17 protein-coding genes, 1 tRNA gene and 1 rRNA gene are annotated in these 23313 nt (G+C 46.9%); 6 read left to right on the top strand and 13 right to left on the bottom strand.

Annotated elements, in window-relative coordinates:
* Window positions 1-2: 2 nt before the first annotated feature.
* The 4 genes from rrf to FKN08_RS17420 all read left to right on the top strand — a co-directional run bounded on the left by rrf (window position 3) and on the right by FKN08_RS17420 (window position 3909).
* Window positions 3-119: ribosomal RNA gene (gene rrf / locus FKN08_RS17435) — 5S ribosomal RNA — on the top strand.
* 46 nt (window positions 120-165) lie between these two features.
* Window positions 166-242 (top strand) — tRNA-Asp (locus tag FKN08_RS17430).
* A 941-nt stretch (window positions 243-1183) separates the two neighbouring features.
* Entirely contained in the window at window positions 1184-2755 is a 1572-nt protein-coding gene (locus tag FKN08_RS17425; RefSeq protein ID WP_145533572.1) for an ABC-F family ATP-binding cassette domain-containing protein, read from the top strand.
* Window positions 2752-3909: an MFS transporter gene (locus FKN08_RS17420; protein ID WP_145533574.1), complete on the top strand. Its 1158-nt coding sequence runs from the start codon at window positions 2752-2754 to the stop codon at window positions 3907-3909. Before FKN08_RS17425 ends, FKN08_RS17420 begins: the two co-directional genes overlap by 4 nt.
* A gap of 74 nt (window positions 3910-3983) precedes the next feature.
* Here the strand turns inward: FKN08_RS17420 and fis are convergent, their stop codons facing one another.
* The 9 genes from fis to FKN08_RS17375 form a co-directional block, all read right to left on the bottom strand.
* On the bottom strand, window positions 3984-4280 hold the full coding sequence (fis, locus tag FKN08_RS17415) for a DNA-binding transcriptional regulator Fis (protein ID WP_000462885.1): 297 nt from the start codon (window positions 4278-4280) through the stop codon (window positions 3984-3986).
* Window positions 4281-4303: 23 nt separating this feature from the next.
* Window positions 4304-5272: a tRNA dihydrouridine synthase DusB gene (gene dusB / locus FKN08_RS17410; protein WP_005382505.1), complete on the bottom strand. Its 969-nt coding sequence runs from the start codon at window positions 5270-5272 to the stop codon at window positions 4304-4306.
* Window positions 5273-5411: 139 nt separating this feature from the next.
* Complete coding sequence (gene prmA / locus FKN08_RS17405) at window positions 5412-6299, bottom strand: 50S ribosomal protein L11 methyltransferase (protein ID WP_005397838.1); 888 nt, start codon at window positions 6297-6299, stop codon at window positions 5412-5414.
* 165 nt (window positions 6300-6464) lie between these two features.
* A complete protein-coding gene (accC, locus tag FKN08_RS17400; RefSeq protein ID WP_005397839.1) occupies window positions 6465-7808 on the bottom strand; it encodes an acetyl-CoA carboxylase biotin carboxylase subunit in 1344 nt (447 codons plus the stop codon).
* Window positions 7809-7822: 14 nt separating this feature from the next.
* The gene (gene accB / locus FKN08_RS17395) at window positions 7823-8287 is read right to left on the bottom strand and encodes an acetyl-CoA carboxylase biotin carboxyl carrier protein (protein WP_005397840.1); all 465 of its coding nucleotides are present in this window, start codon (window positions 8285-8287) and stop codon (window positions 7823-7825) included.
* 61 nt (window positions 8288-8348) lie between these two features.
* Window positions 8349-8798, bottom strand: coding sequence for a type II 3-dehydroquinate dehydratase (gene aroQ, locus FKN08_RS17390; protein WP_005397842.1), 450 nt, complete (start codon window positions 8796-8798; stop codon window positions 8349-8351).
* 303 nt (window positions 8799-9101) lie between these two features.
* Window positions 9102-11054, bottom strand: a complete 1953-nt coding sequence (gene acs / locus FKN08_RS17385; RefSeq protein ID WP_006742998.1) for an acetate--CoA ligase — start codon at window positions 11052-11054, stop codon at window positions 9102-9104.
* A 237-nt stretch (window positions 11055-11291) separates the two neighbouring features.
* The gene (locus tag FKN08_RS17380) at window positions 11292-11921 is read right to left on the bottom strand and encodes a 3'-5' exonuclease (protein ID WP_005382363.1); all 630 of its coding nucleotides are present in this window, start codon (window positions 11919-11921) and stop codon (window positions 11292-11294) included.
* Between the two features lie 35 nt (window positions 11922-11956).
* Window positions 11957-13783: a DUF294 nucleotidyltransferase-like domain-containing protein gene (locus FKN08_RS17375; RefSeq protein WP_170892589.1), complete on the bottom strand. Its 1827-nt coding sequence runs from the start codon at window positions 13781-13783 to the stop codon at window positions 11957-11959.
* Between the two features lie 230 nt (window positions 13784-14013).
* Between FKN08_RS17375 and FKN08_RS17370 the strand changes: the two genes are divergently transcribed.
* Entirely contained in the window at window positions 14014-15201 is a 1188-nt protein-coding gene (locus FKN08_RS17370) for a 3-phenylpropionate MFS transporter (protein WP_145533580.1), read from the top strand.
* 134 nt (window positions 15202-15335) lie between these two features.
* Window positions 15336-18767: a PAS-domain containing protein gene (locus FKN08_RS17365; RefSeq protein WP_170892588.1), complete on the top strand. Its 3432-nt coding sequence runs from the start codon at window positions 15336-15338 to the stop codon at window positions 18765-18767.
* Window positions 18768-18861: 94 nt separating this feature from the next.
* Here FKN08_RS17365 and FKN08_RS17360 read toward each other — a convergent pair whose 3' ends face one another.
* The 4 genes from FKN08_RS17360 to FKN08_RS17345 form a co-directional block, all read right to left on the bottom strand.
* Window positions 18862-20247, bottom strand: a complete 1386-nt coding sequence (locus FKN08_RS17360) for a class II fumarate hydratase (protein ID WP_170892587.1) — start codon at window positions 20245-20247, stop codon at window positions 18862-18864.
* A 17-nt stretch (window positions 20248-20264) separates the two neighbouring features.
* Window positions 20265-20642 carry a hypothetical protein gene (locus FKN08_RS17355; protein WP_012841320.1) on the bottom strand — a complete coding sequence of 126 codons (378 nt, stop codon included), beginning with the start codon at window positions 20640-20642 and terminating at the stop codon, window positions 20265-20267.
* Window positions 20643-20843: 201 nt separating this feature from the next.
* A complete protein-coding gene (locus tag FKN08_RS17350; RefSeq protein ID WP_012841321.1) occupies window positions 20844-21326 on the bottom strand; it encodes a hypothetical protein in 483 nt (160 codons plus the stop codon).
* A 256-nt stretch (window positions 21327-21582) separates the two neighbouring features.
* On the bottom strand, window positions 21583-23310 hold the full coding sequence (locus tag FKN08_RS17345; RefSeq protein WP_005397550.1) for a sodium:solute symporter family protein: 1728 nt from the start codon (window positions 23308-23310) through the stop codon (window positions 21583-21585).
* Window positions 23311-23313: the final 3 nt, after the last annotated feature.

The raw sequence follows: 23313 nt of genomic DNA, 5'->3' as shown, positions 1-23313 counted from the left end.
TGCTTGGCGACCATAGCGTTTTGGACCCACCTGATTTCCATGCCGAACTCAGAAGTGAAACGAAATAGCGCCGATGGTAGTGTGGGGCTTCCCCATGTGAGAGTAGGACATCGCCAGGCTTTAAATTATGGACACTTGCTGATTACAAGCGAGTGATACCACTGCGGAGTGGTAGTTCAGTTGGTTAGAATACCGGCCTGTCACGCCGGGGGTCGCGGGTTCGAGTCCCGTCCACTCCGCCACTTATATTAAGCCTCAGTCGAAAGACTGGGGCTTTTTTCGTTTTGGTTATCCGACTTCCCTTAACCCCATTTCCATATTGAAATTTTGCATCGAGAGGCAGGCTCCTCTCTCGCGATGCTTTCTAAGCCCTGCCATGACGAGTTGATGCGCAGCTCTGTGCGGTTTCTACTTAACCGGGTCCCAGTCTCGAGCGCTAGTTTTGAGCCCTTGTGCTTACTTACCAAAGCTTCCTTTATTATTACCTGGAAAGTTTATTCGCTAGGTTATGTTATTTTCGGGGGAGATTTCTCTGCTTTAGATGTTTTGATTTAGCCACAGGCGATCATTAAAATAAACTCAGCGCATTTAAAACTTTCCTAACATGGATCTTGTTTGTAGATCTATTTAAGCCAGTGCCTGCCTTAAAGGATATTTGCTACTTCTTCCCCTCTAACCGTCTCCAACCGACAAAGCCACTACTACGTACGTATAACGTGAGCGGTATAGGTGATCCCATAGCTGTGTTTGCTGAGTAAGTCGTTCACCTGGCACATTGACTGAGGAAAGGTCTTCTTTCAGTGGACCTTTGTGTAAGTCACGATAGTTTTAATAATTATCTGGTACTTTTTATTCTAAAGGTGTACGCTTCACATTGAATGTTTTTTCGACAGTAAACCATGTTATATCTCTTGTTTAAAAGCTTTGTAAGAAGGCTGAACTCCGTGCAAAAAACGCGATGAAGTGTTGCTCGGAGTCTTAAATTAATCTTCATCAGGTGTTTATGCGTGAGTAACTTCGCTGAAGTTATACGCAGGCGTTTGTACACCTGATAAAAGAGAAGAGATGGCCGGTGATATTTCATCATCGGCCTTTTTGTATCTGTTAAGCAGCTACAAAGCATTATCCAGTATTGAAATAAGGGCCGGTATTGATCACCGGCCCTTTTTATTTGGTTAAAAACATGAGTATTTTACAAGTTAAAAATTTGTCTTATCAGATCGCTGATAAGAGTTTATATAACAACGCGACATTTCGAATTAACGTGGGAGAGAAAATAGGTATCACTGGAGCGAATGGCGTTGGAAAAAGCACCTTATTAAAACTGCTTACCGGTGAATTATCTGCAGATAAGGGCTGCATTGACTGGTTACCAAACCTTGAGGTGGGGTATTTAGAGCAACATTTTAAGATGGATAATGCGCTGACGGTTTATGAATGCTTAAAGAATGCTTTTGAGAACTTATACGCTGCCGAGCAGAAGCTTTGGACTTTGTATCAGGCGATGACCGAGTCTCACTCTACATCTCTTTTAAGCCAAGTCGCCCGACTACAGGCATATTTAGAAGATGAAGACTTCTATGCAATTGATACCAAAATTGAACAAGTTGCTGTAGGTCTTGGCATTTATCAATTTGGCTTAGATACACCGCTTGTCTCGCTAAGTGGTGGTCAAAGACACAAGGTCCTTTTAGGGAGGTTGTTACTCCGCAACCCCGATGTGTTAATTCTCGATGAGCCGACAAACTATCTTGATGCTCTGCACATTGAATGGTTGGTCACGTTTCTCAACGATTACACTGGCACTGTTTTACTGGTTTCTCATGATATTGACTTCCTTAATCAAGTAGCGACCAGTATTTGTGATATTGATTATCAAACGGTCCGAAAATACAGCGGCACTTATGTCAAAGCAATGCAGCAAAAGCAGCACGACGGTACTTTGTTAGAAAAGCAATATAAGGCTCAGCAAAATGAAATTCGAAAGTTAGAGCAATTTATTGCCAAAAATGGCGCTGGAGTTAACGCGAGTCTTGCTAAGGGACGCAAGAAAAAACTGGATAAAATCGAACGTATTCAACTTAATCATACAGAGAAAGTATCGATGTTTGATTTTGCTTACCAGCCCATTGGGCAACAGTATGTGATTGACGCAAAAGCGTTGATGATAGGTTATCAGCAGCCTCTGCTTCCTGCGCTTGATATCACGTTAGCGCGCGGGGAGAAGTTGGTCGTTTCTGGTTTTAACGGCGTAGGTAAGTCGACTTTACTTAAAACCCTTATGGGGGAGATCGAGCCGCTCTCTGGTGAGGTGGTATTGGCAAAAGGTGCAATGATTGGGTATTTTTCTCAAGATTTGTTTTGGCGTCACCCTCAGCACACGCCCGAGCAGGAGCTATGCTCTTGTGATCCAACGATATCAAGCAAAGAATCACGTAAGCTATTAGCTCGTTTTGGGGTCTCCGGAGATAAGACGCAGCGCCACCTAGATACATTGAGTGGAGGTGAGCAAACTCGCGTGAAACTTTGTTGTTTATCAGTCCAGAGATGCAATGTTTTGCTGTTGGACGAGCCAACGACACATTTGGATAGCAGCAGTAAAAATGCGCTTAAAGAAGCTCTCCAGCGCTTTTCTGGTAGCGTGATTGTGGTATCTCATGAGAAGGCGTTTTTACAATCTTGGCTCGGCAGAGTTTTAGATATTTCGTTGCTCACTTGTGCTGAATCGGAAACAAAACAGGAGGTGGAGCTATGATGCAGTCCATGATCCTATTTCTTGTTGCTTTTCTTGTAGGTGCTGATGAATTGATGCTTGGATCTATTCTTGAACCTATCGGAAATGATTTAAGTGTTCAACCGAGTCAGGTTACGTTATTTATTACAGCATATAGTTTAGCTATAGCAATTTGTGCTCCTTACCTGGGACGTTTATCAGACCGGGTTGCGCGTATTCGTATCATGTTGCCTGCTTGCTTCGTATTTGGGGTTGCGTCTATTACGACGGGCATAGTTCATGATTTTGAACTTGCGATTGCAAGTCGAGTGATCACAGGTATTGCAAGTGCAGGCATGTTGCCAATTGCATTCGCGTTGGCGGGAGACGCGAAGGGTAATAGAGCGATGCGTCAAATTGTGATGGTTCAGGCGGGATTAACGCTGGGTATGATAACCAGCCCGGCGATCGGAGCATTGTTGACCCAGCTTTTATCATGGCGTGCCGCTTTTATTATTTTGGGCGTTGCGGCTCTTCTTGTCGGTGCCATGAGCGTAGTGTTCATGAACAACAAGCATAATGAGTCCAAGAAGTCAGATACTCTGCCACCTATCACAGACGTCATTCATCTTCCAGGCGCGTTGAGGGCGATTCTAGCGATGTGTTTAGGCCTAGGGGGAGGTATTGGTGTATTTAACCTGATAGGCCTTCATATTCGAGATACCAGCGAGTTGGCGCTCGGTTGGGTGGGCGCTATTTATGCTGCTCTAGGGATCGTGAGTGTGGTTGGAAATATGTGCGTGGGGAGAGCTTGCCGTTGGCTTGGTAGCTCTCGAGCCGTTATGCGAGTGGCTTTAATGGTGTGCATACCTTGTAGTGCATGGGTGTTATCAAATGAGATGAGTACGGTGACCGCTTATCTTCCAGCTCTAGTGCTCTGGTCTCTTGCTGGAGGGGTAGGCTCTCCGGCGTTACAAGCACATATAGCAAGCTTATCTGATGAACATCGAGGTGTGCTGATGTCTTCTGGAATGAGTATGATGCACTTTGGTGTCGCGATTTGGTCTGCCTTGGCGGGCTTTGCTTATTCTGTAGGTAGTGAATGGGTCGCTGTCGTGGCTTTGTTATTGTTTGGCTCAGCGGTAGTTATATTAAAGCCAGTTGGTAATGCTGAACAAAGTGAGCGTTATTCGTAGTATTTTTGTAGATAAAGAAAAGCCGTTACCTAAAAAGGTAACGGCTTGTTCCAAATACTTTTTGAAAAACGGTCTTAGTTCATGCCGTATTTCTTAAGTTTTTTGCGAAGAGTACCGCGGTTGATACCCATCATAGTTGCCGCGCGAGTTTGGTTACCGCGAGTGTACTGCATGATAGTATCTAATAGTGGCTGTTCAACTTCAGCTAGAACTAATTCGTATAGTTCTGTTACTTCCTGGCCGTTTAGTTGAGCAAGGTAGTTTTTAAGAGACGCTTTAACAGAGTCACGTAAAGGCTTCTGAGTAATCTGGTCTTGTGACGTTACTGTAGTTACTGTTAATGCTTCTGAAGTCAGATTTTGTTCGAACATATTCGGTCTAGCTCTTCTCTTAATTATGATGCAACGTTATCAAAATAACCTTCTAACGCCTCAATTTGCAGCGGAGCTGCGTCGATAGCGTTGAAGGTACGGCGAAACTCACTTGCCTGTTCATGCTCTTTCAGGTACCACCCAACGTGCTTGCGCGCGATACGTGGACCTAAGAACTCCCCATAAAATTCATGCAGAGCATTTACATGACCAAGCATAATGGTTTTCACTTCCTCAGTTGGAAGCTCCTCCATTGTGGTGCCGTTTTCCAAATAGTGATGGATTTCCTGGAAAATCCAAGGACGACCCTGGGCAGGGCGTCCAATCATTAAAGCGTCCGCACCGGTGTACTCCAGTACAAATTTGGCTTTCTCCGGGCTATCGATATCACCGTTCGCGATAACCGGAATTGAAATCGCCTCTTTTACCGCTTTAATGCTGTCATATTCGGCCTCACCTTTGTACATACATGCTTTCGTTCTGCCATGCAGAGCAAGAGCTTGTATGCCGCAGTTTTCGGCTAATTTAGCGATCTGGACACAGTTCTTGTTGTCTGTATCCCAGCCAGTTCGAGTCTTTAACGTTACAGGAACGTCCACTGCATTCACGACCGCTTTCAAAATCTCTTCGATAATGTTTGGGTATTGAAGCAGAGCAGAGCCCGCTAGCTTCTTATTCACTTTTTTTGCCGGGCAGCCCATGTTGATGTCGATGATTTGTGCACCGTTCTCAACACTGAATTGAGCTGCGTCCGCCATAAGCTGTGGATCGGAACCCGCAATCTGTACAGAGCGAATGCCCGATTCGCCCTCGTGTACCATGCGCTGTTTCGACTTTGACGTTCCCCATAGTTTTGGGTTAGCAGACATCATTTCACTGACGGCCATTCCCGCACCATAGCGAAGACACAACTCGCGAAACGGTCTATCCGTTACACCAGCCATAGGGGCTACGATTAGATTGTTCTTAAGTTGATAGTTTCCGATTTTCAAAACGTCATCACAGTTCTGTACCAGCAAGGGCGCGCATTTTACGCATTTTTTCACTGCGTGAAAAGACTAATATTTGAGCATTTACAAATTGTTTTTGTAAATTGTATGAATTTCAAACAATTAGCTCTGAAAACCTTGTCTAGCCTTGCTTACGACCAGAGATGCGACACCATTCACTTTGCTCAACAATCGGGTCAATGTGAAGCTCGTCACGGTAATAATTCGCAACATCTTCGGCTTGGGTGTCTAATACGCCAGACATTGCAAGGTCGCCATTTGGTTTAACTAGGCCTTTAATGATTGGTGCAAGTTCACGCAGTGGGCCAGCAAGAATGTTAGCAACAACCACGTCTGCAATCAGACCTTCTGGTTGGTTTTGCGGTAAGTAAACTTCTAGTTTGTCGGCAACGCCGTTACGCTCTGCGTTGTCTTTCGAAGCAAGCAGTGCTTGAGGATCAATGTCGATCCCTATCACTTTTTCAGCGCCCAGTTTGATCGCCGCGATCGCCAGAATGCCCGAGCCACAACCGAAGTCGATAACGGTCTTACCGCTTAAGTCCATGCTTTCTAGCCACTCAAGACAAAGTGCTGTTGTAGGGTGAGTACCCGTACCGAATGCAAGGCCAGGATCCAACATAACATTAACAGCGTCAGGATCTGGAATGTCGCGCCAGCTTGGACAAATCCATAGTCGTTCACCAAATTTCATTGGGTGGAAGTTTTCCATCCATTCGCGTTCCCAGTCTTTATCTTCAAGCTGTTCTACTTTGTAAGCAAAATTGTCAGCCAGCATATTGCTCGCTTTAATTTGGTCGATGATGAAGTTAGTGTCTGCTTCTGCATCATACAGTGCTAGAATATCAGTATCGCCCCATAAGCGAGTTTCGCCAGGTAGAGGTTCGAATACAGGTGTATCCTGCGCGTCTAAGAATGTAACAGACAGCGCGCCAGTCTCTTCCATTAGCATATCGCCGATTTGCTCAGCGTTTTCATTGGTCGCGTTGAGTTTGATTTGAATCCAAGGCATTGGTTTTTGCTCTTAAAGTGAATGAAGTGGCGCAGAGTTTACCAGAACTCTACGATTTGTTTGAGTATATACCCAAATAAGCCTACGTATCTGTTGAACGCTTAGAGTCCATACAAAACAAAAATGCCCACGGGTGTGGGCATTTTTTAAGACGTTAGCTAAGGCTTATTGTAAGCCGAGCTTCTTCTCTAGGTAGTGGATGTTTGCACCACCATGCTGGAAGTTTTCGTCATTCATAATGGAGAATTGCAGTGGCACGTTGGTTTTGATGCCTTCGATGATCATCTCACCCAGAGCATTCTTCATGCGCGCAATCGCCACATCACGGTTTTCACCGTACGTGATTAGCTTACCAATCATTGAATCGTAATGAGGTGGTACTGTGTAACCAGAATAGATGTGTGATTCCCAACGCACACCCATACCGCCAGGCGCGTGGAAACGCTCGATCTTACCTGGAGATGGTAGGAAGCGTTCTGGGTCTTCTGCGTTGATACGGCACTCAATCGCATGGCCACGGATCTTAATGTCATCTTGAGTGAATGACAGAGGTTGACCCGCTGCAACGCGAAGCTGTTCTTTGATTAGGTCGATGCCGGTAACCATTTCTGTTACTGGGTGTTCTACCTGAATACGAGTGTTCATTTCGATGAAGTAGAATTCACCGTTCTCGTACAGGAATTCGAACGTACCTGCGCCGCGGTAACCAATTTCGATACATGCACGAGTACAACGTTCACCGATGTACTTACGCATCTCTTCAGTGATACCTGGTGCTGGCGCCTCTTCCACTACTTTTTGGTGACGACGTTGCATTGAACAATCACGCTCACCAAGGTGGATTGCGCCGCCTTGACCGTCAGCGATAACTTGCACTTCAACGTGACGAGGGTTTTCTAGGAATTTCTCCATGTAAACCATATCGTTGTTGAATGCTGCTTTTGCTTCAGCACGCGTCATTGCAATCGCTTGGATTAGGTCTTTTTCTGCGCGAACGACACGCATACCACGGCCACCGCCGCCACCAGACGCTTTGATGATGACTGGATAACCGATGCGTTTAGCAAACGCCTTGTTTTTCTCTTCGTCGTTGTCCAGAGGACCGTCAGAGCCAGGTACACAAGGAACGCCAGCTTTCTTCATTGCGTTGATAGCCGACACTTTGTCACCCATCAGGCGGATAGTGTCTGCTTTTGGACCAACGAAGATGAAACCACTGCGCTCAACTTGCTCAGCGAAGTCTGCGTTTTCTGACAAGAAGCCGTAACCAGGGTGAATGGCAACGGCCCCTGTTACTTCTGCTGCAGAAATAATTCGTGGGATATTTAGGTAGCTGTCGATACCACGAGCAGGGCCGATACATACGGTTTCGTCTGCGAGTAGTACGTGCTTAAGATCGCGGTCAGCTGTCGAGTGAACAGCGACGGTCTTAATACCTAATTCTTTACAAGCGCGAAGAATACGAAGTGCAATTTCACCTCGGTTCGCGATGACTACTTTGTCTAGCATAAGGCAAGCCCCGCTTATTCGATTACAACAAGAGGTTGGTCGAATTCAACTGGTTGGCCGTCTTCAGCTAGGATCGCTGTAACAACGCCAGATTTGTCCGCTTCGATTTGGTTCATCATTTTCATTGCTTCAACAATACATAGCGTATCGCCAGCATTTACTTTCTGACCCACTTCTACGAATGCTTTAGAGTCTGGGCTTGGAGAACGGTAGAAAGTACCAACCATTGGAGAAAGAACTTGGTGACCTGCAGGCGTTGCAGCTGCTGGAGCTTCTGCTGCTGGCGCTTCTGCTACTGGTGCCGCTGCTGCTGGAGCAGGTGCCGCTACTGGAGCTGCTGCGTAGTGAACTGGTGCTTGAGGGGCTGCAGTGCCGTGACGACTGATGCGTACTGACTCTTCACCTTCAGAAATCTCTAGCTCAGCAATGCCAGACTCTTCAACTAACTCAATTAGCTTCTTGATTTTACGAATATCCATCTTTTCTTTCTCTTTTATCTTGTGATTAAGACAACCCTCGTGGGGTTGCAGAGTGTTAGGGTTACTTTGCCTGTAGCTTATTAATCGCTGCAGACAGAGCGAATTCATAACCTTGTGCGCCTAAACCGCAAATCACGCCTTCTGCTTTATCTGACAGATAAGAGTGATGACGAAATGGTTCACGTGCGTGCACATTTGATAAGTGCACCTCAATAAATGGGATGGCGACGCCAAGTAATGCATCTCGCAGTGCCACACTGGTATGAGTGAAAGCCGCTGGATTGATGATGATGAAGTCAATCTTGCCATAAGCAGCATGAATGGCTTCAATCAGTTCGTACTCACGATTTGATTGTAGGTGTTCCAGTTCCACCCCAGCGTTATGAGCTTGCTTCGTAAGAGCATCCACAACTTGTGCTAAGGTGCTGTGACCATAGTGTGTCGGTTCGCGCAGACCCAATAGGTTAAGATTTGGTCCGTTTAGAACAAGAATCCGTGACTTTGCAGACATTATGTTGCTATCTTCCCTTATCGTGAGTGGAACGTTTATATTCCCAAATATACGATAGTTCAGCACGATTTTTTTGTTAAAACCGAGCAAATTTTAAAAAATCGACCAAGATTATAGCTAATTCATAGCAATTAGCAGCAATTTACTGGTCTAATCTCCTAATAGCCACCTTCGTTTCTGTAACCAAGTTAACAAAAACAACATAATTACCATGTTCTTTGTGTGGCCAATTTGTGCGCAAAAGCAAAAAACCGCCATGAGTGATGGCGGTTTTTAAAGTGCTTTTAAAACAGTTGGTTGAATTTATGCCAATTCTGCTTTCTCTGCGATGAGTTTGTCTACCACGCTCGGATCGGCAAGCGTTGACGTGTCTCCGAGGTTGCTTGTATCGCCCGTTGCAATCTTACGCAGGATTCGACGCATTATCTTACCAGAACGAGTCTTCGGTAAGGAATCTGTCCAGTGCAGTACATCTGGTGTCGCGATTGGACCAATCTCTTTACGCACCCAATCTTTAACTTCTTTGTGCAGCTCAGCTGACGGGAATTCACCATCGTTCAATGTAATGTAAGCGTAGATAGCTTGGCCTTTGATGTCATGTGGAATACCAACAATCGCCGCTTCTGCAATCTTGTGGTGCGCCACTAGCGCTGATTCAATTTCAGCGGTACCCATACGGTGACCCGACACGTTCAGTACGTCATCAACACGGCCTGTGATCCAGTAGTAGCCGTCTTCGTCACGACGCGCACCATCACTGGTGAAGTACATCCCCTTAAAGGTTGAGAAGTAGGTCTGTTCAAAGCGCTCATGGTCGCCGTAAACCGTGCGCATCTGGCCTGGCCAAGAATCAAGGATAACCAAGTTACCTTCAGCAACGGTATCTTCAAGAATGTTGCCCATATTATCGACAAGAGCAGGCTGGACGCCGAAGAATGGGCGAGTCGCAGAGCCTGGTTTTAGATCGGTTGCCCCTGGTAGTGGCGCAATCAAGATGCCGCCAGTTTCCGTTTGCCACCAAGTATCGACGATAGGTGAGTTCTCGTTACCAATCGTTTTGTAGTACCACTCCCACGCCTCTGGGTTGATTGGTTCGCCCACTGAGCCCATGATGCGCAGGCTTGAACGAGATGTGCCTGCAACCGCTTCATCACCTTTTGCCATTAGCGCACGAATCGCGGTTGGGGCGGTGTATAGAATGTTGACTTGGTGTTTATCAACCACTTCACTCATTCGGCTTGTGCTTGGGTAGTTTGGTACACCTTCGAATAAGATGGTCTTCGCCCCATTTGCAAGTGGACCGTAGATTAGGTAAGTGTGACCGGTAATCCAACCCACGTCCGCGGTACACCAGAAGGTTTCGCCTGGTTGGTAATCGAACACATATTTGAAGGTCATAGCCGCGTAAACGAGGTAACCGCCTGTTGTGTGTAGTACGCCTTTAGGTTTGCCTGTTGAACCTGAAGTGTAAAGGATGAAGAGCGGATCTTCGGCTTTCATCTCTTCTGGTGGGCAAACGTCAGAAACGTTAGCTGTTGCTTCGTGCCACCAAACATCACGGTGTTCATGCCATTCGACATCACCACCTGTACGTTTAAGCACCAACACTTTATTGATGGTTTTTACGTCTGGGTTAGTTAGTGCTTCGTCCACGTTCTTTTTCAGTGGAACGGCACGCCCGCCGCGCACGCCTTCATCAGCGGTGATCACGACTTTTGCGTCAGAGTCGATGATACGGCCGGAGAGTGCTTCTGGTGAGAAACCGCCAAATACAACGGTATGAACCGCACCGATGCGGGTACAAGCGAGCATAGCCACTGCGGCTTCTGGAACCATTGGCATGTATAAACACACCACGTCGCCTTTACGTACGCCTTGCTCTTTCAATGCGTTGGAGAACTTACATACTTCTTTGTGCAGTTCGTTGAAAGTGAGTGTTTTGTCGTCGGCTGGATCATCGCCTTCCCAGATGATTGCGACGTCATCCCCGTGTTCTGCGAGATGACGGTCAATACAGTTCGCCGAGACGTTCAGCGTGCCGTCTTCAAACCAACGAATGTCGACATGACCAGTATCGAAAGAGGTGCTTTTTACTTTGGTGAAAGGTTTGATCCAATCAACGATTTTGCCGTGTTCGTTCCAGAAGCCCTCTGGATCGGTTACCGACTGCTGATACATGGCTAAGTAAGTATCATTATCCGCGTGTGTATGAGTTTTAATATTTTCTTTTACCGGATAAACGTGGGCTTCGCTCATGGCTTCTCTCCTTGTGCCTTATTTCTCGGCCTTACACCAATCTAGATAAGATTTTGAATATGTTTTTGTAGGGCTGTTTTTTGGTTCTAAATAACTTGGTCGTGGTAATGACGACGTTGTGCTTATAACTGTCAGTTACTGCGCGTATTTCCACAATTAGACTTTAGGATGAGAGTGAAGGAAGCGCCGTGAAATCGCTGAAACAAAAGTATTTCTGGGAGCTAGGTCAACTGATTTTTATGTATACGGCGCGGTTAGGTTGGGCAAATCGCCTTTCGTTAAGCGAACAAAGACCAAAGCGGCAGAAATCGCATCTTGTAAAGCGTCGTGTTTATCTTGGATAGGAAGTTCGAGGTGTTTACAAATAGCATCCAGACTTAAGTCGAAATAGGCATTCGGCAAATGTCTTTCCAGCTTGTCGTGATAAATCTGACTGACCTCGATGAGCGGGTTAGGAAGTGGAAAGCCAAGTTGCCTCAGACAAGCAAGATCTAAGATCTTTTTATCGTAACGAATGTGATAACCGACAAGTGGTCGGTTGCCGATGAAGTCGAGCAGCTCGAGCAGCGCCTCTTTTTCGCTAATCCCGTCGACTAAGTCTTGGTGGCGAATTCGATGAATTTTGACTGAGCCAGAATCGAGCGATTGCGGCGCGCGTAAGCGGACTTCAAATGGCTGGCTAGTGATGATGCGGTTGTCGATGATCTTCGTGGCCGCAATGGTCACCAACTCGGCACGATTTGGATCAAGGCTGGTGGTTTCGCAGTCGAGAGAAACGTATTCTGTTTTATCGGGCGTGCAAAAAAGCGACTGATAAGGAGAGCCTTTCAGTTTGTAGTGCCAGTATTTGCGTTGTAACCAGTTCATTGCCTACGCCTCTGTATGATTTATGAAAATCATGGTTAATCACGAATTTGATAGTGGAAGCCTAAAAATTGCTTAAATTTTTTCACTACATGTAAGCTGTGGCGAAGTAAATCACGCTCGGTTCTATCCAGTTGTTTAATATCAATGTTATTCAATGCTTCTTGCTTTTTGAGTTGTTGATTAAGGCGAACCTTAAAGAACAATTTCAGTGCTTCGTTGAGGTTATCTGCCGTTTCAGGCTCTAAGATGCGTTTTTTCCGAAGTGCTTCAATGCGCTCAAACGTGTTCTTCTCCTCAATGGCATATTCCAAAGACAAGGTGCGAATGCCGTGCACAATTGGGAAAATGCCGCCGCGTTTAATATCTAATCCGTCCTTAGCACTTTTTACGTTGCCAAACAGAGTTAGGGGCACAGAAAACTGCAAGGCAGGGCGAGTAAAATCAGACAGTATCAACATGCGATCTTTCATTGTGTCGCGAAGGTGGGCCGCGATTGGAGCCAGCAGCTCGCGATTTCCCGCAACAGCATGGGCGTCACTGAAAATGGCTAAGTCCATGATTTGTTGTGGTTCGGCTTTGGCTATCCAGCGGTCTAAGGTGTTTATCCACTCTTGCTGCGTTTTGACCCATTTCGGGTTGTTGACCATGACTTTACCCGGGCAGAGTGGGTAGCCGAGCTGTTGTAGAGTGTGCGTGAAGGATTGCATCACTTGTTCGCAATGAGGCCATTCCAAACCATCTTGAATAATTAGAGCATTGTCTTGGTCTGTCTTGAGAATTTGTTCTCCTCGACCTTCTGAGCCGAGCACGATTAAGCAACAATGATCGTGCAAGGCTGGTGGAACCACTAACTCGAACGCTTTTTCGATAATTTGCTCGTTCACGGCGGAAATTAACTCCATGATAAAGCGAGTGCGGATGCCGTTTCTCAATAAGCTCTCGACCAATTGACGTTGGCGGTTTGAGGCTAATGCGAGCTCTTCCACACTGCTTGCTCTGGCAATACTGAGCGTTAATACGTGAGAGTGGGTAGAGAACGCGCTGAGAATTTGGGTCATATCCAGCATGCCGACGGCTTGGTTGCCATCACATACCATGAGACGTTTCATTCGATTTCGGGTCATGGTGATCATGGCATTGAATAAAAAATCACCATCATCAACGTGATAGACAGGAAAGGTGGCGATATCACCAACAGGGGTATTGAGTGCGCTGCCATCTAACATCACGGAGTGCAGCATGTTGGTTCGCGTCACGATGGCGTATGGATGAGCCGAGGGCCATTTTTCTAATCGCGGATCGTCATCATTGAGTTTGACAAGTGCTGCATCGATCCCATTTGCTTTTAGGGTGTGCGTCACCTCGTTAATCGGCGTATTTGGCTCAAGGATCATCGGTGGGTGATAAATGCTGCGGTCCACTTTGGTGAGGATAAACTCTGCCAAGTTTTGTTGTTGGTGAGCGGCTTCGATGAGCTCTTGTCGCTTTGATAAATTGTTATCGAAATAGGCCGCAAACTGACCATTCTCGTTGTAAAGCGCCAGAAAGACGTCTTTCGGTAGCAGATAGGAGAGCGTGTCCTCAAGAGCGATGTATTGATGACGTACGTTGTCTTCAAGTAATGAGCGCACATCAAACATATCGTCATTGGCATAATGCGCGAACACTTCCTGCTGATCTTGGGAGCGTTCTTCTACCGCGCCTTTGATCAGAATATGCAAGTGAGGGTTTTTCTGTCCGCAAGATAAAATAACATCTCGAGCTCGATAGTAGGCAACGTCCAGAGACGAGCGCAGTCGTGTCTGTTGTGCTTCGGTTAAGCGGTCGAACGGTGGAGATTGCATGTTAAATTTGTCAGGCATGAGAACACCCAATGATGGAAGGAACACTCTCTAAGTCTGACAAATTTCCTACTGGAAGCCAGACGACTTTGGTCTAAATCACGATGATTTCGCTTTAAGATGGCCAATGTCGCAAAGTTAGTATTCCATCGAGGAAACGATAAGTTGCCTATTCTTCCCTTTTTATAATACGCATAGCGATCCATAATTCCCGGTTCGAACGTTGATGTTCCCGTTTTAGGATATTAGTAATGTTGAAACCTTCTCCGTATGGCTGGATTTCCCAGTACTTTCTCGGATTCTTCTTTGCGTATGGCGTATATCTGCCATTTTGGTCACTCTGGTTTAAGGAGCAAGGTGTCTCTTCGACCGACATCGGTTTGCTAGTTGGGTTAGGTCTTGCGACACGTTGTGTCGCCAATATCGTGATCACCCCACGAGTGCACAAAGTTGAACACCTTATGCCTGCTTTACGTTGGTTGAGTTTCGCTGCCCTCCTTTTTGTTGGATTTCACTTTTTTACAGGTGGCAGTTTTTGGTTAATGGCGTTAGCGACGGTGCTATTTAACCTCTGTTGTGGACCGATTGTTCCATTATCGGATGCGATGGCAAACTACTACGCTCGTCTGAAAATGCTCGATTATGGCCGTACGCGCTTATGGGGCTCGATCGCCTTTATCGCGGGTTCGACGGCCGTGGGTTATCTGGTGGCTGAATTTGGCTCTGATATGATCTTGTACACGGCGATGGCCGGGGTATTAGTTTCGTTGCTATTTTCAATGCGTATGACTAACCCGATGCCCGTTACGCTTGATGGGCAAAGCGCGGAGCGTCCAAAACTGAGTGCTCTTTTGACAGACAAGCCGATACTTAAATTCTTAGTGTTGGTGTCATTAATTCAGGGCAGTCATGCGGCTTACTACGGTTTTAGCGCTATTCACTGGAAAGCCGCAGGTCATTCGGAAGATGTGATTGGCTATCTGTGGAGCTTGGGTGTTGCAGCCGAAGTGGCAGTGTTTGCGCTGAGCAAGCGTTTATTTGTCGGTTGGTCAATGCGCGCGTTATTTGTTGTTGCTGCCGTTGGTGTGATGATGCGTTGGGGCATTACGGCATCGACAACGTCGATTGTTGCTTTGGTGATTGTTCAATTATTGCATGGCGTGACATTCGCAACGGCACACATTGCTGCGATTCAATATATCCAAAACTCGGAAGAGAATAAGATAGTGGCGCTGCAAGCATTGTATAACGCGATTCCTCTAGGCGCATTCATCGCACTGATGACCGTGTTGAGCGGTTGGGGTTATGAGCACTGGGGACCACTTGTGTTCTGGGGCATGGCCGCGATGGGTTTATTGGCATTGTTCATCAAGCTCGAACCACAAGAGCCACATCATGTGGTCGATGTATCAGACAAGTCACTGGAAACACAGAATTAGACTTCTGTGACAAAGGTTAAAAACTAAGCTTTGTCTCCGTTGTGAAAGCAGTGTTAAATGAAACCTCTCCCTAATGGAGAGGTTTTTTTATTCTCTTGCTTTAAAACGGCAAGAAAGGCAAGAAAGGATATCGGATGCAAGGATGGCTGGTGGTTCCCGTTTCTTTGGCGTATTTGGGAGCCTTATTTATCATCGCGTGGTACGGCGACATTCAGAAAAGGTGGTTAGCACGCTGGCGGCCGTGGATTTATAGCCTTTCCATTGCGGTGTACTGTACATCGTGGACCTTCTACGGCACGGTCGGGCAGGCCAGCACTAACCCTTGGTCTTTCTTGCCCATCTATATTGCCCCCATTTTAGTGTTTACCATCGGATGGCGCGTTTTAGCTCGGCTTATTTTGATTGCTAAACGGGAACACATCACGTCGATTGCTGATTTTATCGGAGCTCGTTACGGCAAATCTCAAGGTTTGGCCGTAGTCGTTACACTCATTGCGGTTGCGGGAATTTTGCCGTACATCGCTTTGCAGTTGCGTGGTATCACCATGGGGCTAGAAATCATTGCCCCAGAACTGGCTACCGATTTTGGTTATCAAAACGATAGCGTGTCGTGGTTTGTCGTGGTCGCACTGGCAATTTTTACCATGCTATTTGGTACCCGGCACATTGATAACACGGAACACCATCGTGGGATGATGATGGCGATTGCCTTCGAATCGATTATCAAACTGTTGGCGTTTTTAGTAGTCGGTGTATTCATTGTTTGGTTGGCGATGAACACCGAGAATTTGAGCTTAGTTGACGTTGCCACACAGACGTATCAGTCACCAAACATCCCTACCATATTGATTCATACCGTACTCACGATGCTGGCGATTGTTTGTCTTCCACGACAATTCCATACGATGGTAGTGGAAAATGAACGCGCGCAAGATTTGCATGTTGCTCGTTGGTTGTTTCCCATTTATCTGATCTTGATGGGGATTTTTGTTTTACCTATTGCGTGGGTAGGGCAAGGTTTGTTGAGTGGTGCTTCGCCTGATACTTATGTGATCAGTGTGCCGATGTCGGTAGGGGCGAGTGAAATCGCTTTGCTTGCATTTTTAGGCGGCACTTCGGCGGCCAGTGGCATGGTTATCGTGTCGACGATTGCCTTAGCGATCATGGTATCGAACGACTTGGTTATGCCACTACTGTTGCGTCGCATGCGATTGACGCAGCGTAACCATCATCACTTCTCTGAATTATTACTGCGGATCCGCCGTGGTCTGATTTTAGTCCTACTAATTGGCGCTTGGGGTTTTTATCAAGCGTTAGATACCATTCACTCACTCTCAGCGATCGGCTTTCTCTCATTTGCGGCGATCACGCAATTCGCGCCTGCGCTGGTGGGCGGTATGTACTGGCGTCAAGGGAATAAGAAGGGTGTGTATGTTGGCTTGGCGGTAGGCTTTACCATTTGGCTGATTACGTTAATGAGCCAAACGGACATGCTTGCCGGGAATGCCAGTAACAACTTTTTGATTTGGTTGATCACCCCACCAGAGGTATTGGCTGGCTTTGACATTGCGATTTCAGATTGGGGGATGATCCTCAGTGTGGTCGCCAATGCAGTGTGTTTTGTTGTGGTTTCTATGACCACACGACCAAGCCTAAGTGAGCGCTTACAATCGGCGTCATTCGTTGGTACGCCACTGCCTGAAAGCGAAAACATGAGCCTGTACCAGAGTCGTGTTACGGTTGCGGAACTAGAAATGTTAGCGTCTAGGTTTGTTGGGCGAACGCGAGTAAAAGCGGCTTTTCAAGCGTATTGGAGCCAGCAACGAGAAGAGCTAATGCCGAATCAGCAAGCGCCATCTTCTCTGATTCGACATACCGAACGTGTATTAGCCGGGGTATTCGGTGCTTCTTCTGCTAAGTTAGTACTTACTTCTGCCCTGCAGGGAAGAAACATGCAGCTTGAAGAGGTGGCGACTATCGTCGATGAAGCCTCTGAACTGTACGATTTTAGCCGAGGCCTACTTCAAGGGGCGATTGAACATATCGGCCAAGGTATTGCGGTGGTCGATAAGCAACTACGCTTGGTAGCGTGGAACCAACGCTATTTAGAACTCTTTGAATTTCCGCCAGGCCTGATTCAAGTAGGTCGACCGATTGCGGATGTGATTCGGCACAATGCAGAGCAAGGGTTGTGTGGCCCTGGTGACCCTGATGACCACGTCCGTCGCCGTGTTTATCACCTTGAGCAAGGGACTCGGCACACCTCTTCTCGGGTTCGTCCCGATGGTCGCGTGATTGAGGTACAAGGTAACCCAATGCCAGGTGGTGGCTTTGTGATGAGCTTTACCGACATCACCGTATTCCGTGATGCAGAGCAAGCACTGAAAGACGCCAACGAGACATTGGAAGAAAGGGTACGTCTGCGGACTCGAGAATTAGAACAACTTAACAAGCAGCTGGTGGAAGCGACGCAGCGCTCCGATTTGGAATCGAAGTCCAAATCACGGTTCTTGGCGGCAGTAAGCCATGACTTGATGCAGCCACTCAACGCGGCGCGTCTATTCGCCTCTTCACTATCGGAAGTAGCCAAAGACAGCGAAGCTAAAAAGCTGTCGGCTCACATTGAGAGTGCTTTAGAGGCGGCCGAAGACCTGATAGGAGATTTGCTGGATATTTCGCGCTTGGAGTCGGGCAAGCTGGAAGTCAATGTGCACGGTTTTGCGTTAAACGATGTGTTGTCGAATTTGAATGCGGAGTTCAGCGCATTAGCCAAGCAACAAGGTATAGCATTCACCATGATTCCATCCTCACTCATGGTGAAATCGGATCCCAAACTGCTGCGCCGTGTGGTGCAAAACTTCCTGACCAATGCGTTTCGTTATAACCCGAATGGCAAAGTGGCGCTTGGTGTTCGCCGGGTAAAAGGGCGAGTGCGTATTGATGTGTGGGACAACGGTGTAGGTATTGAAGAAGAGAAGCAGCAAGAGATCTTTGAAGAGTTTAATCGCGGAACTCAAGTTCGTTCCGACCAAGGTCTCGGGCTTGGTTTGGCGATTTCCAAGGGAATTGCTCAAGTGCTCGGGCATGAAATTTCGATGCGTTCTTGGGTTGGTAAAGGCAGTGTCTTTTCCATCACGCTTGATAAAGCCGATCATGTGCAGCCGCCCCCAGTTCAAGTCACGACAAGTAACCAATCTGAACTTGGTCATCTAAGAATTCTATGTGTCGATAATGAGCCTGACATTCTAGTCGGCATGGAAAACTTACTGTCTCGATGGGGCTGCGATACGCGAGTGGCGACCGATTTGGTAGAAAGTCTACAAGCTCTCGAGGATGGTTGGATTCCGGACGTGATTTTTTCCGATTACCGACTTGATGATGGTCGTACTGGTTTAGAAGTGCTACAGCAATGCCGCCTGAGATTAGGCCACAGCTTTGAAGGCGTCATCATTAGTGCAGATCGCACCGATGATATGCTTGATGGCATCAAGGCAAATGGGTTCAGCTTTATTGCGAAGCCAGTTAAGCCGCTTAAATTGCGTTCGGTGCTCAACCGCGTCGCATAGATTTAGAGTGTTTTAGCGTTGCTATAAAAGAGACCTCCGAATGGAGGTCTCTGTGTTTGTAATCTTATTTTGGTTTGTAGGCTGAGTTTGCCGCTTATTCCGCAACACCACCTTGGGTGAGTTTTGCGGGATTAAGCAATCGTTCTAGCGTGGCTCTATCTAAATCGGTTTCTTCTTCTGCGACATCAATAATCGCACGACCCTGCTTATAGGCTTTCTTCGCGATTTCTGCCGCTTTCAGGTAGCCAATGACCGGGTTGAGGGCCGTGACCAAAATTGGGTTTTTGGCGAGCGCTACATCCAAGTTATCTTGACGAACTTCGAATGTTGCAATGGCCTTATCGGATAAAGCGGTTGCGCTGTTAGCGAGCAACTCGATGCTCTCCAATATATTATGAGCAATGACAGGTAGCATGACGTTTAGTTGGAAGTTACCAGCTTGGCCCGCGACGGTAATCGTGGTGTCATTACCAATGACTTGCGCTGAGGCCATAGCTGCGGCTTCTGGGATCACAGGGTTTACTTTGCCAGGCATGATGGAAGAACCCGGTTGCAAGCCTTGTAATTCAATCTCACCTAAACCAGCCAATGGGCCTGAATTCATCCAACGAAGATCGTTTGCGATCTTCATGATCGCAACTGCTGCTGTTTTGAGCTGTCCAGACAGAGCGACGATCGCATCTTGACTGCTTAAATTGAAAAAGAAGTTATCACTGGCCGTGAACTGAATACGAGTTGACTGGGTTAGGTTGCTAGCGAATAAGTCTGCAAAGCGTGGATCGGCATTGATCCCCGTGCCAACCGCTGTACCACCTTGGGCTAAGGCTTTTACCGCAGGAAGTGCTTGTTCAATCGCTTGTTTTACGTGCTCGATTTGGAACTGCCAACCGCCAAGCTCTTGAGCAAAGGTAATTGGCATCGCGTCCATTAAGTGGGTGCGACCGGTTTTTACAACATCTTTCAATGCTTGTTGCTTAAACTCTAGTGTTTGGATGAGGTGTGACAGGGCCGGGAAGAGCTGTTTTTCAATGGCTAATGCTGCGCTAACTTGAATTGCGGTTGGCACCACATCGTTGCTGCTTTGTCCCATGTTGACGTGATCATTAGGACTGACGGTACCGCCTAGATGCTGGGAGGCCAGTGTTGCAATCACTTCATTCGCATTCATATTTGAGCTGGTGCCTGATCCGGTTTGAAATACGTCAATTGGAAATTGCTCAATATGATTGCCCTCGATAATCGCCTGAGCTGCGTCAGCAATCGCATTAGCGATATCACCTTCAAGCAGCCCCAATTGTGCGTTGGTGAGTGCCGCAGTCTGCTTGATGTGTGCCAACGCTTGGATGAAGCCAGATGGCATCTTATATTGACTGAATGAGAAGTTATCGACGGCGCGCTGAGTTTGGGCTTGGTAGAGTGCATCTGCTGGGACTTTCACTTCGCCCATACTGTCAGTTTCTATGCGGAATTCGGTGCTCATGGTAGGGATCCTTTTGGTTAATCGAGTGAGATTTGAATCAGGCGTAATTGTTGTTGTAATGCGAGAAATTTCACGTCGCCTTGTTCAAACTGATAGTAATAGCGTTTGAGACAGAATAATGGCGTATGGATAGAATCGAGACAGACACGACGGAAGATACGACTGCGAGTGGAGTCTTGAATTGCGTCTAGTAGATGGAAATAAACCTGACGCAAAAAAAGCTCACACAACAATAGATTTTCTTCATCGGCACCGTGTTCATAGCAGGAAGACAACACCATTCCCCAATGAATATAGTCATGAATTACGTCTGGCTCAAAGCCGTGTGGTGCGGCGAGAAGGAATCTATCTTGTGCCTTAAAAAATGCGTTGAAGATGTCCCGTTTGTTGTCCATAACCACCTCTCAATTTATGTAATGATAATTATTATCAATTAAGTGGCGAGTTGGCAACCATTTTCAGAGTAAGAGGTTTGCAAAGAAAGCATTACAAAACAAAAAGCCGACGTAAAAGCGTCGGCAGAGAGGGAATTATTTAGTCCTGAGGTGACAATGAGGTATCGACGTTTTGGATATCGGTGTCTTTATCTGTGGCCATTACTCTGTAAATAAGGTTTCGTACTTCACAAACGCGGTTTGTGTTTCGCCGTAATAAAGTGTGCCTCCAGATTGAATGACGACTCTTAGCCAACTTTCTGCGGATGCTGGTCTTGGTAAGGTAATGTACCAACTTTTTCCAGCCTGATCGGCGGGCTTCATATCAATCGGCTGAGCATTTTTCTCTTCATCATTAACGATGGAAACTTTGACCCCTTCGAGTGGATAGGCGGCATTGAGTGACAGTTCTAAGCCATTTTTCGTGAGCTGTTCTGAGCGAAACTTCACTTTAAAGTCGCCATTTTCCATGTCACACAGTCCACTGGTGTAACGACAGTTAGACTTACTCGCGAGTTTGTAAGTTTCCCCTTCTTGTGCCGCGTGGGGTTTTTCGCTGAGTGCCATATCGGTGCCGAAGTAGGCGATCAAAGAAAGAATCGGCGCAATCAGCAGTGCGAGAATAAAGTGCTTGTTTTTGAACATAAAATACTAATTCCATCAATTATCTGTTCATTTTTACTGGCTAAAATCACTAATAACTTCGTTAATGATTTTGAAGGTAGAGCAACTAGCTTGCTGCAATTTTTGCCCTGTTCTAAACGATTGTTTCTGCGTTCCCCGAACATATAACCAATGCCGTACCTGTGCTTCCTTGCTACGGCTCAGGGAATCTAATTATTAGAATAAGTTAGGTGAATAAAAAAGCCCCAAGTGGGGCTTTTGTGGCTTGCGTTATATTTTAGTGATCCACGGCATCGCCTGCACCAACAGGGACACGAACGTGTTCAACAAGATCTTTAACTTCTTGAGGTGTTTCCGCCGTAACTTTCGATACCGCGAATGCCACGATGAAGTTAAATAGTGCGCCGATAGCACCAAACGCGTTTGGCTCAATACCTAGGAACCAGTTGGTTCCCCAGCTTTCTAGATATTTCCAGTCAGCAACGAATAGGATGCCTTTGTGCTGGAATACGTAGAACAGTGTGATACTGATACCGGCAATCATACCGGCGATTGCGCCTTCTTTATTGATGCCTTTGCTGAAGATACCCATCATCAACGCAGGGAAGATGGATGACGCAGCAAGACCAAAGGCGAGCGCCACCGTACCAGCTGCAAAGCCTGGAGGATTCAATCCGAGATAGCCTGCGGCTGCGATTGCCACCGCCATCGAGATTCGGCTGGCAAGCAGCTCCTTCTTCTCGGATATGTTCGGATTTATAACCCCTTTGATTAAGTCATGGGAAATCGCCGACGAAATAGCAAGCAACAGACCCGCAGCTGTGGATAGTGCTGCAGCGAGACCACCAGCGGCAACGAGTGCAATGACCCAGTTTGGTAGCTTAGCGATTTCTGGGTTTGCTAGTACCATGATGTCACGGTCAACTCGCAACTCATTGGTGTCAGGGTTTGAGGTGTACTCGATCAGGCCATCGCCATTCTTATCATCAAAGCCTAATAGACCTGTTGTTTCCCAGTTTTTGAACCAATCAGGGCGCTCATCATACGCAAGGTGTTGGCCCGGAGCTGGGTTAACGGTATCCATTAGGTTTAGACGAGCCATTGCTGAAACTGCTGGCGCTGTTGTGTATAGAATCGCGATGAACACAAGTGCCCAGCCAGCAGAAGTACGCGCATCACGTACCTTAGGTACCGTAAAGAAACGGATGATAACGTGTGGTAGACCCGCAGTACCGATCATCAATGACATGGTGTAAACGAACATGTTTAGTGTGCTACCGCGAACCTGCGTAGTGTACTCACTAAAGCCGAGTTCGGTCACCACTTGGTCGAGCCTATCGAGCAGATAAACATCGGTGCCTTGAATGGTACTCCCGAGGCCAATCTGAGGTAGCGGGTTACCTGTAAGTTGCAGAGAGATAAAGATTGCAGGGATAGTGTAAGCAAGAATGAGTACGCAATATTGAGCAATCTGCGTGTAAGTGATGCCTTTCATGCCGCCAAGTACTGCGTACATGAATACGATACACATACCAATCAGTAGGCCTGTTGAGTAATCAACTTCTAGGAAGCGACCGAAGGCAACGCCAACGCCTTTCATCTGGCCGATAACATAAGTGACCGATGCGATGATAAGACAGATAACCGCCACGATACGTGCCGTGTTCGAGTAGAAGCGTTCACCAACAAACTCTGGCACCGTAAACTTACCAAACTTACGTAGATAAGGGGCGAGTAGTAGCGCAAGCAGTACGTAACCGCCAGTCCAACCCATTAGGAATACGGAGCCGCCGTAACCCATAAAGGCAATCAGACCCGCCATTGAGATGAACGATGCCGCCGACATCCAGTCAGCAGCGGTTGCCATACCGTTAGCGATTGGGTTTACCCCGCCACCTGCGACATAGAACTCTTTGGTTGACCCCGCACGCGCCCAGATCGCAATACCGATGTAGAGGACGAAGGTTGCACCAACAACCAAGTAGGTAATAGTTTTCAAATCCATCTG

Source organism: Vibrio sp. 1-2 (7-a) (genome assembly GCF_013048515.1).
GTDB lineage: Bacteria > Pseudomonadota > Gammaproteobacteria > Enterobacterales > Vibrionaceae > Vibrio > Vibrio diabolicus.
Note: the sequence above shows the minus strand (reverse complement) of the source record. Positions and strands in the feature narration are given on the sequence as shown.

Bases quoted from the DNA above. Each gene is read 5' to 3' on its own strand.
- FKN08_RS17425 (WP_145533572.1), top strand. From the start codon at position 1,184: ATGAGTATTTTACAAGTTAAAAATTTGTCTTATCAGATCGCTGATAAG.
- FKN08_RS17420 (WP_145533574.1), top strand. From the start codon at position 2,752: ATGATGCAGTCCATGATCCTATTTCTTGTTGCTTTTCTTGTAGGTGCT.
- fis (WP_000462885.1), bottom strand. From the start codon at position 4,280: ATGTTCGAACAAAATCTGACTTCAGAAGCATTAACAGTAACTACAGTA.
- prmA (WP_005397838.1), bottom strand. From the start codon at position 6,299: ATGCCTTGGATTCAAATCAAACTCAACGCGACCAATGAAAACGCTGAG.
- accC (WP_005397839.1), bottom strand. From the start codon at position 7,808: ATGCTAGACAAAGTAGTCATCGCGAACCGAGGTGAAATTGCACTTCGT.
- accB (WP_005397840.1), bottom strand. From the start codon at position 8,287: ATGGATATTCGTAAAATCAAGAAGCTAATTGAGTTAGTTGAAGAGTCT.
- aroQ (WP_005397842.1), bottom strand. From the start codon at position 8,798: ATGTCTGCAAAGTCACGGATTCTTGTTCTAAACGGACCAAATCTTAAC.
- acs (WP_006742998.1), bottom strand. From the start codon at position 11,054: ATGAGCGAAGCCCACGTTTATCCGGTAAAAGAAAATATTAAAACTCAT.
- FKN08_RS17380 (WP_005382363.1), bottom strand. From the start codon at position 11,921: ATGAACTGGTTACAACGCAAATACTGGCACTACAAACTGAAAGGCTCT.
- FKN08_RS17375 (WP_170892589.1), bottom strand. From the start codon at position 13,783: ATGCCTGACAAATTTAACATGCAATCTCCACCGTTCGACCGCTTAACC.
- FKN08_RS17370 (WP_145533580.1), top strand. From the start codon at position 14,014: ATGTTGAAACCTTCTCCGTATGGCTGGATTTCCCAGTACTTTCTCGGA.
- FKN08_RS17365 (WP_170892588.1), top strand. From the start codon at position 15,336: ATGCAAGGATGGCTGGTGGTTCCCGTTTCTTTGGCGTATTTGGGAGCC.
- FKN08_RS17360 (WP_170892587.1), bottom strand. From the start codon at position 20,247: ATGAGCACCGAATTCCGCATAGAAACTGACAGTATGGGCGAAGTGAAA.
- FKN08_RS17355 (WP_012841320.1), bottom strand. From the start codon at position 20,642: ATGGACAACAAACGGGACATCTTCAACGCATTTTTTAAGGCACAAGAT.
- FKN08_RS17350 (WP_012841321.1), bottom strand. From the start codon at position 21,326: ATGTTCAAAAACAAGCACTTTATTCTCGCACTGCTGATTGCGCCGATT.
- FKN08_RS17345 (WP_005397550.1), bottom strand. From the start codon at position 23,310: ATGGATTTGAAAACTATTACCTACTTGGTTGTTGGTGCAACCTTCGTC.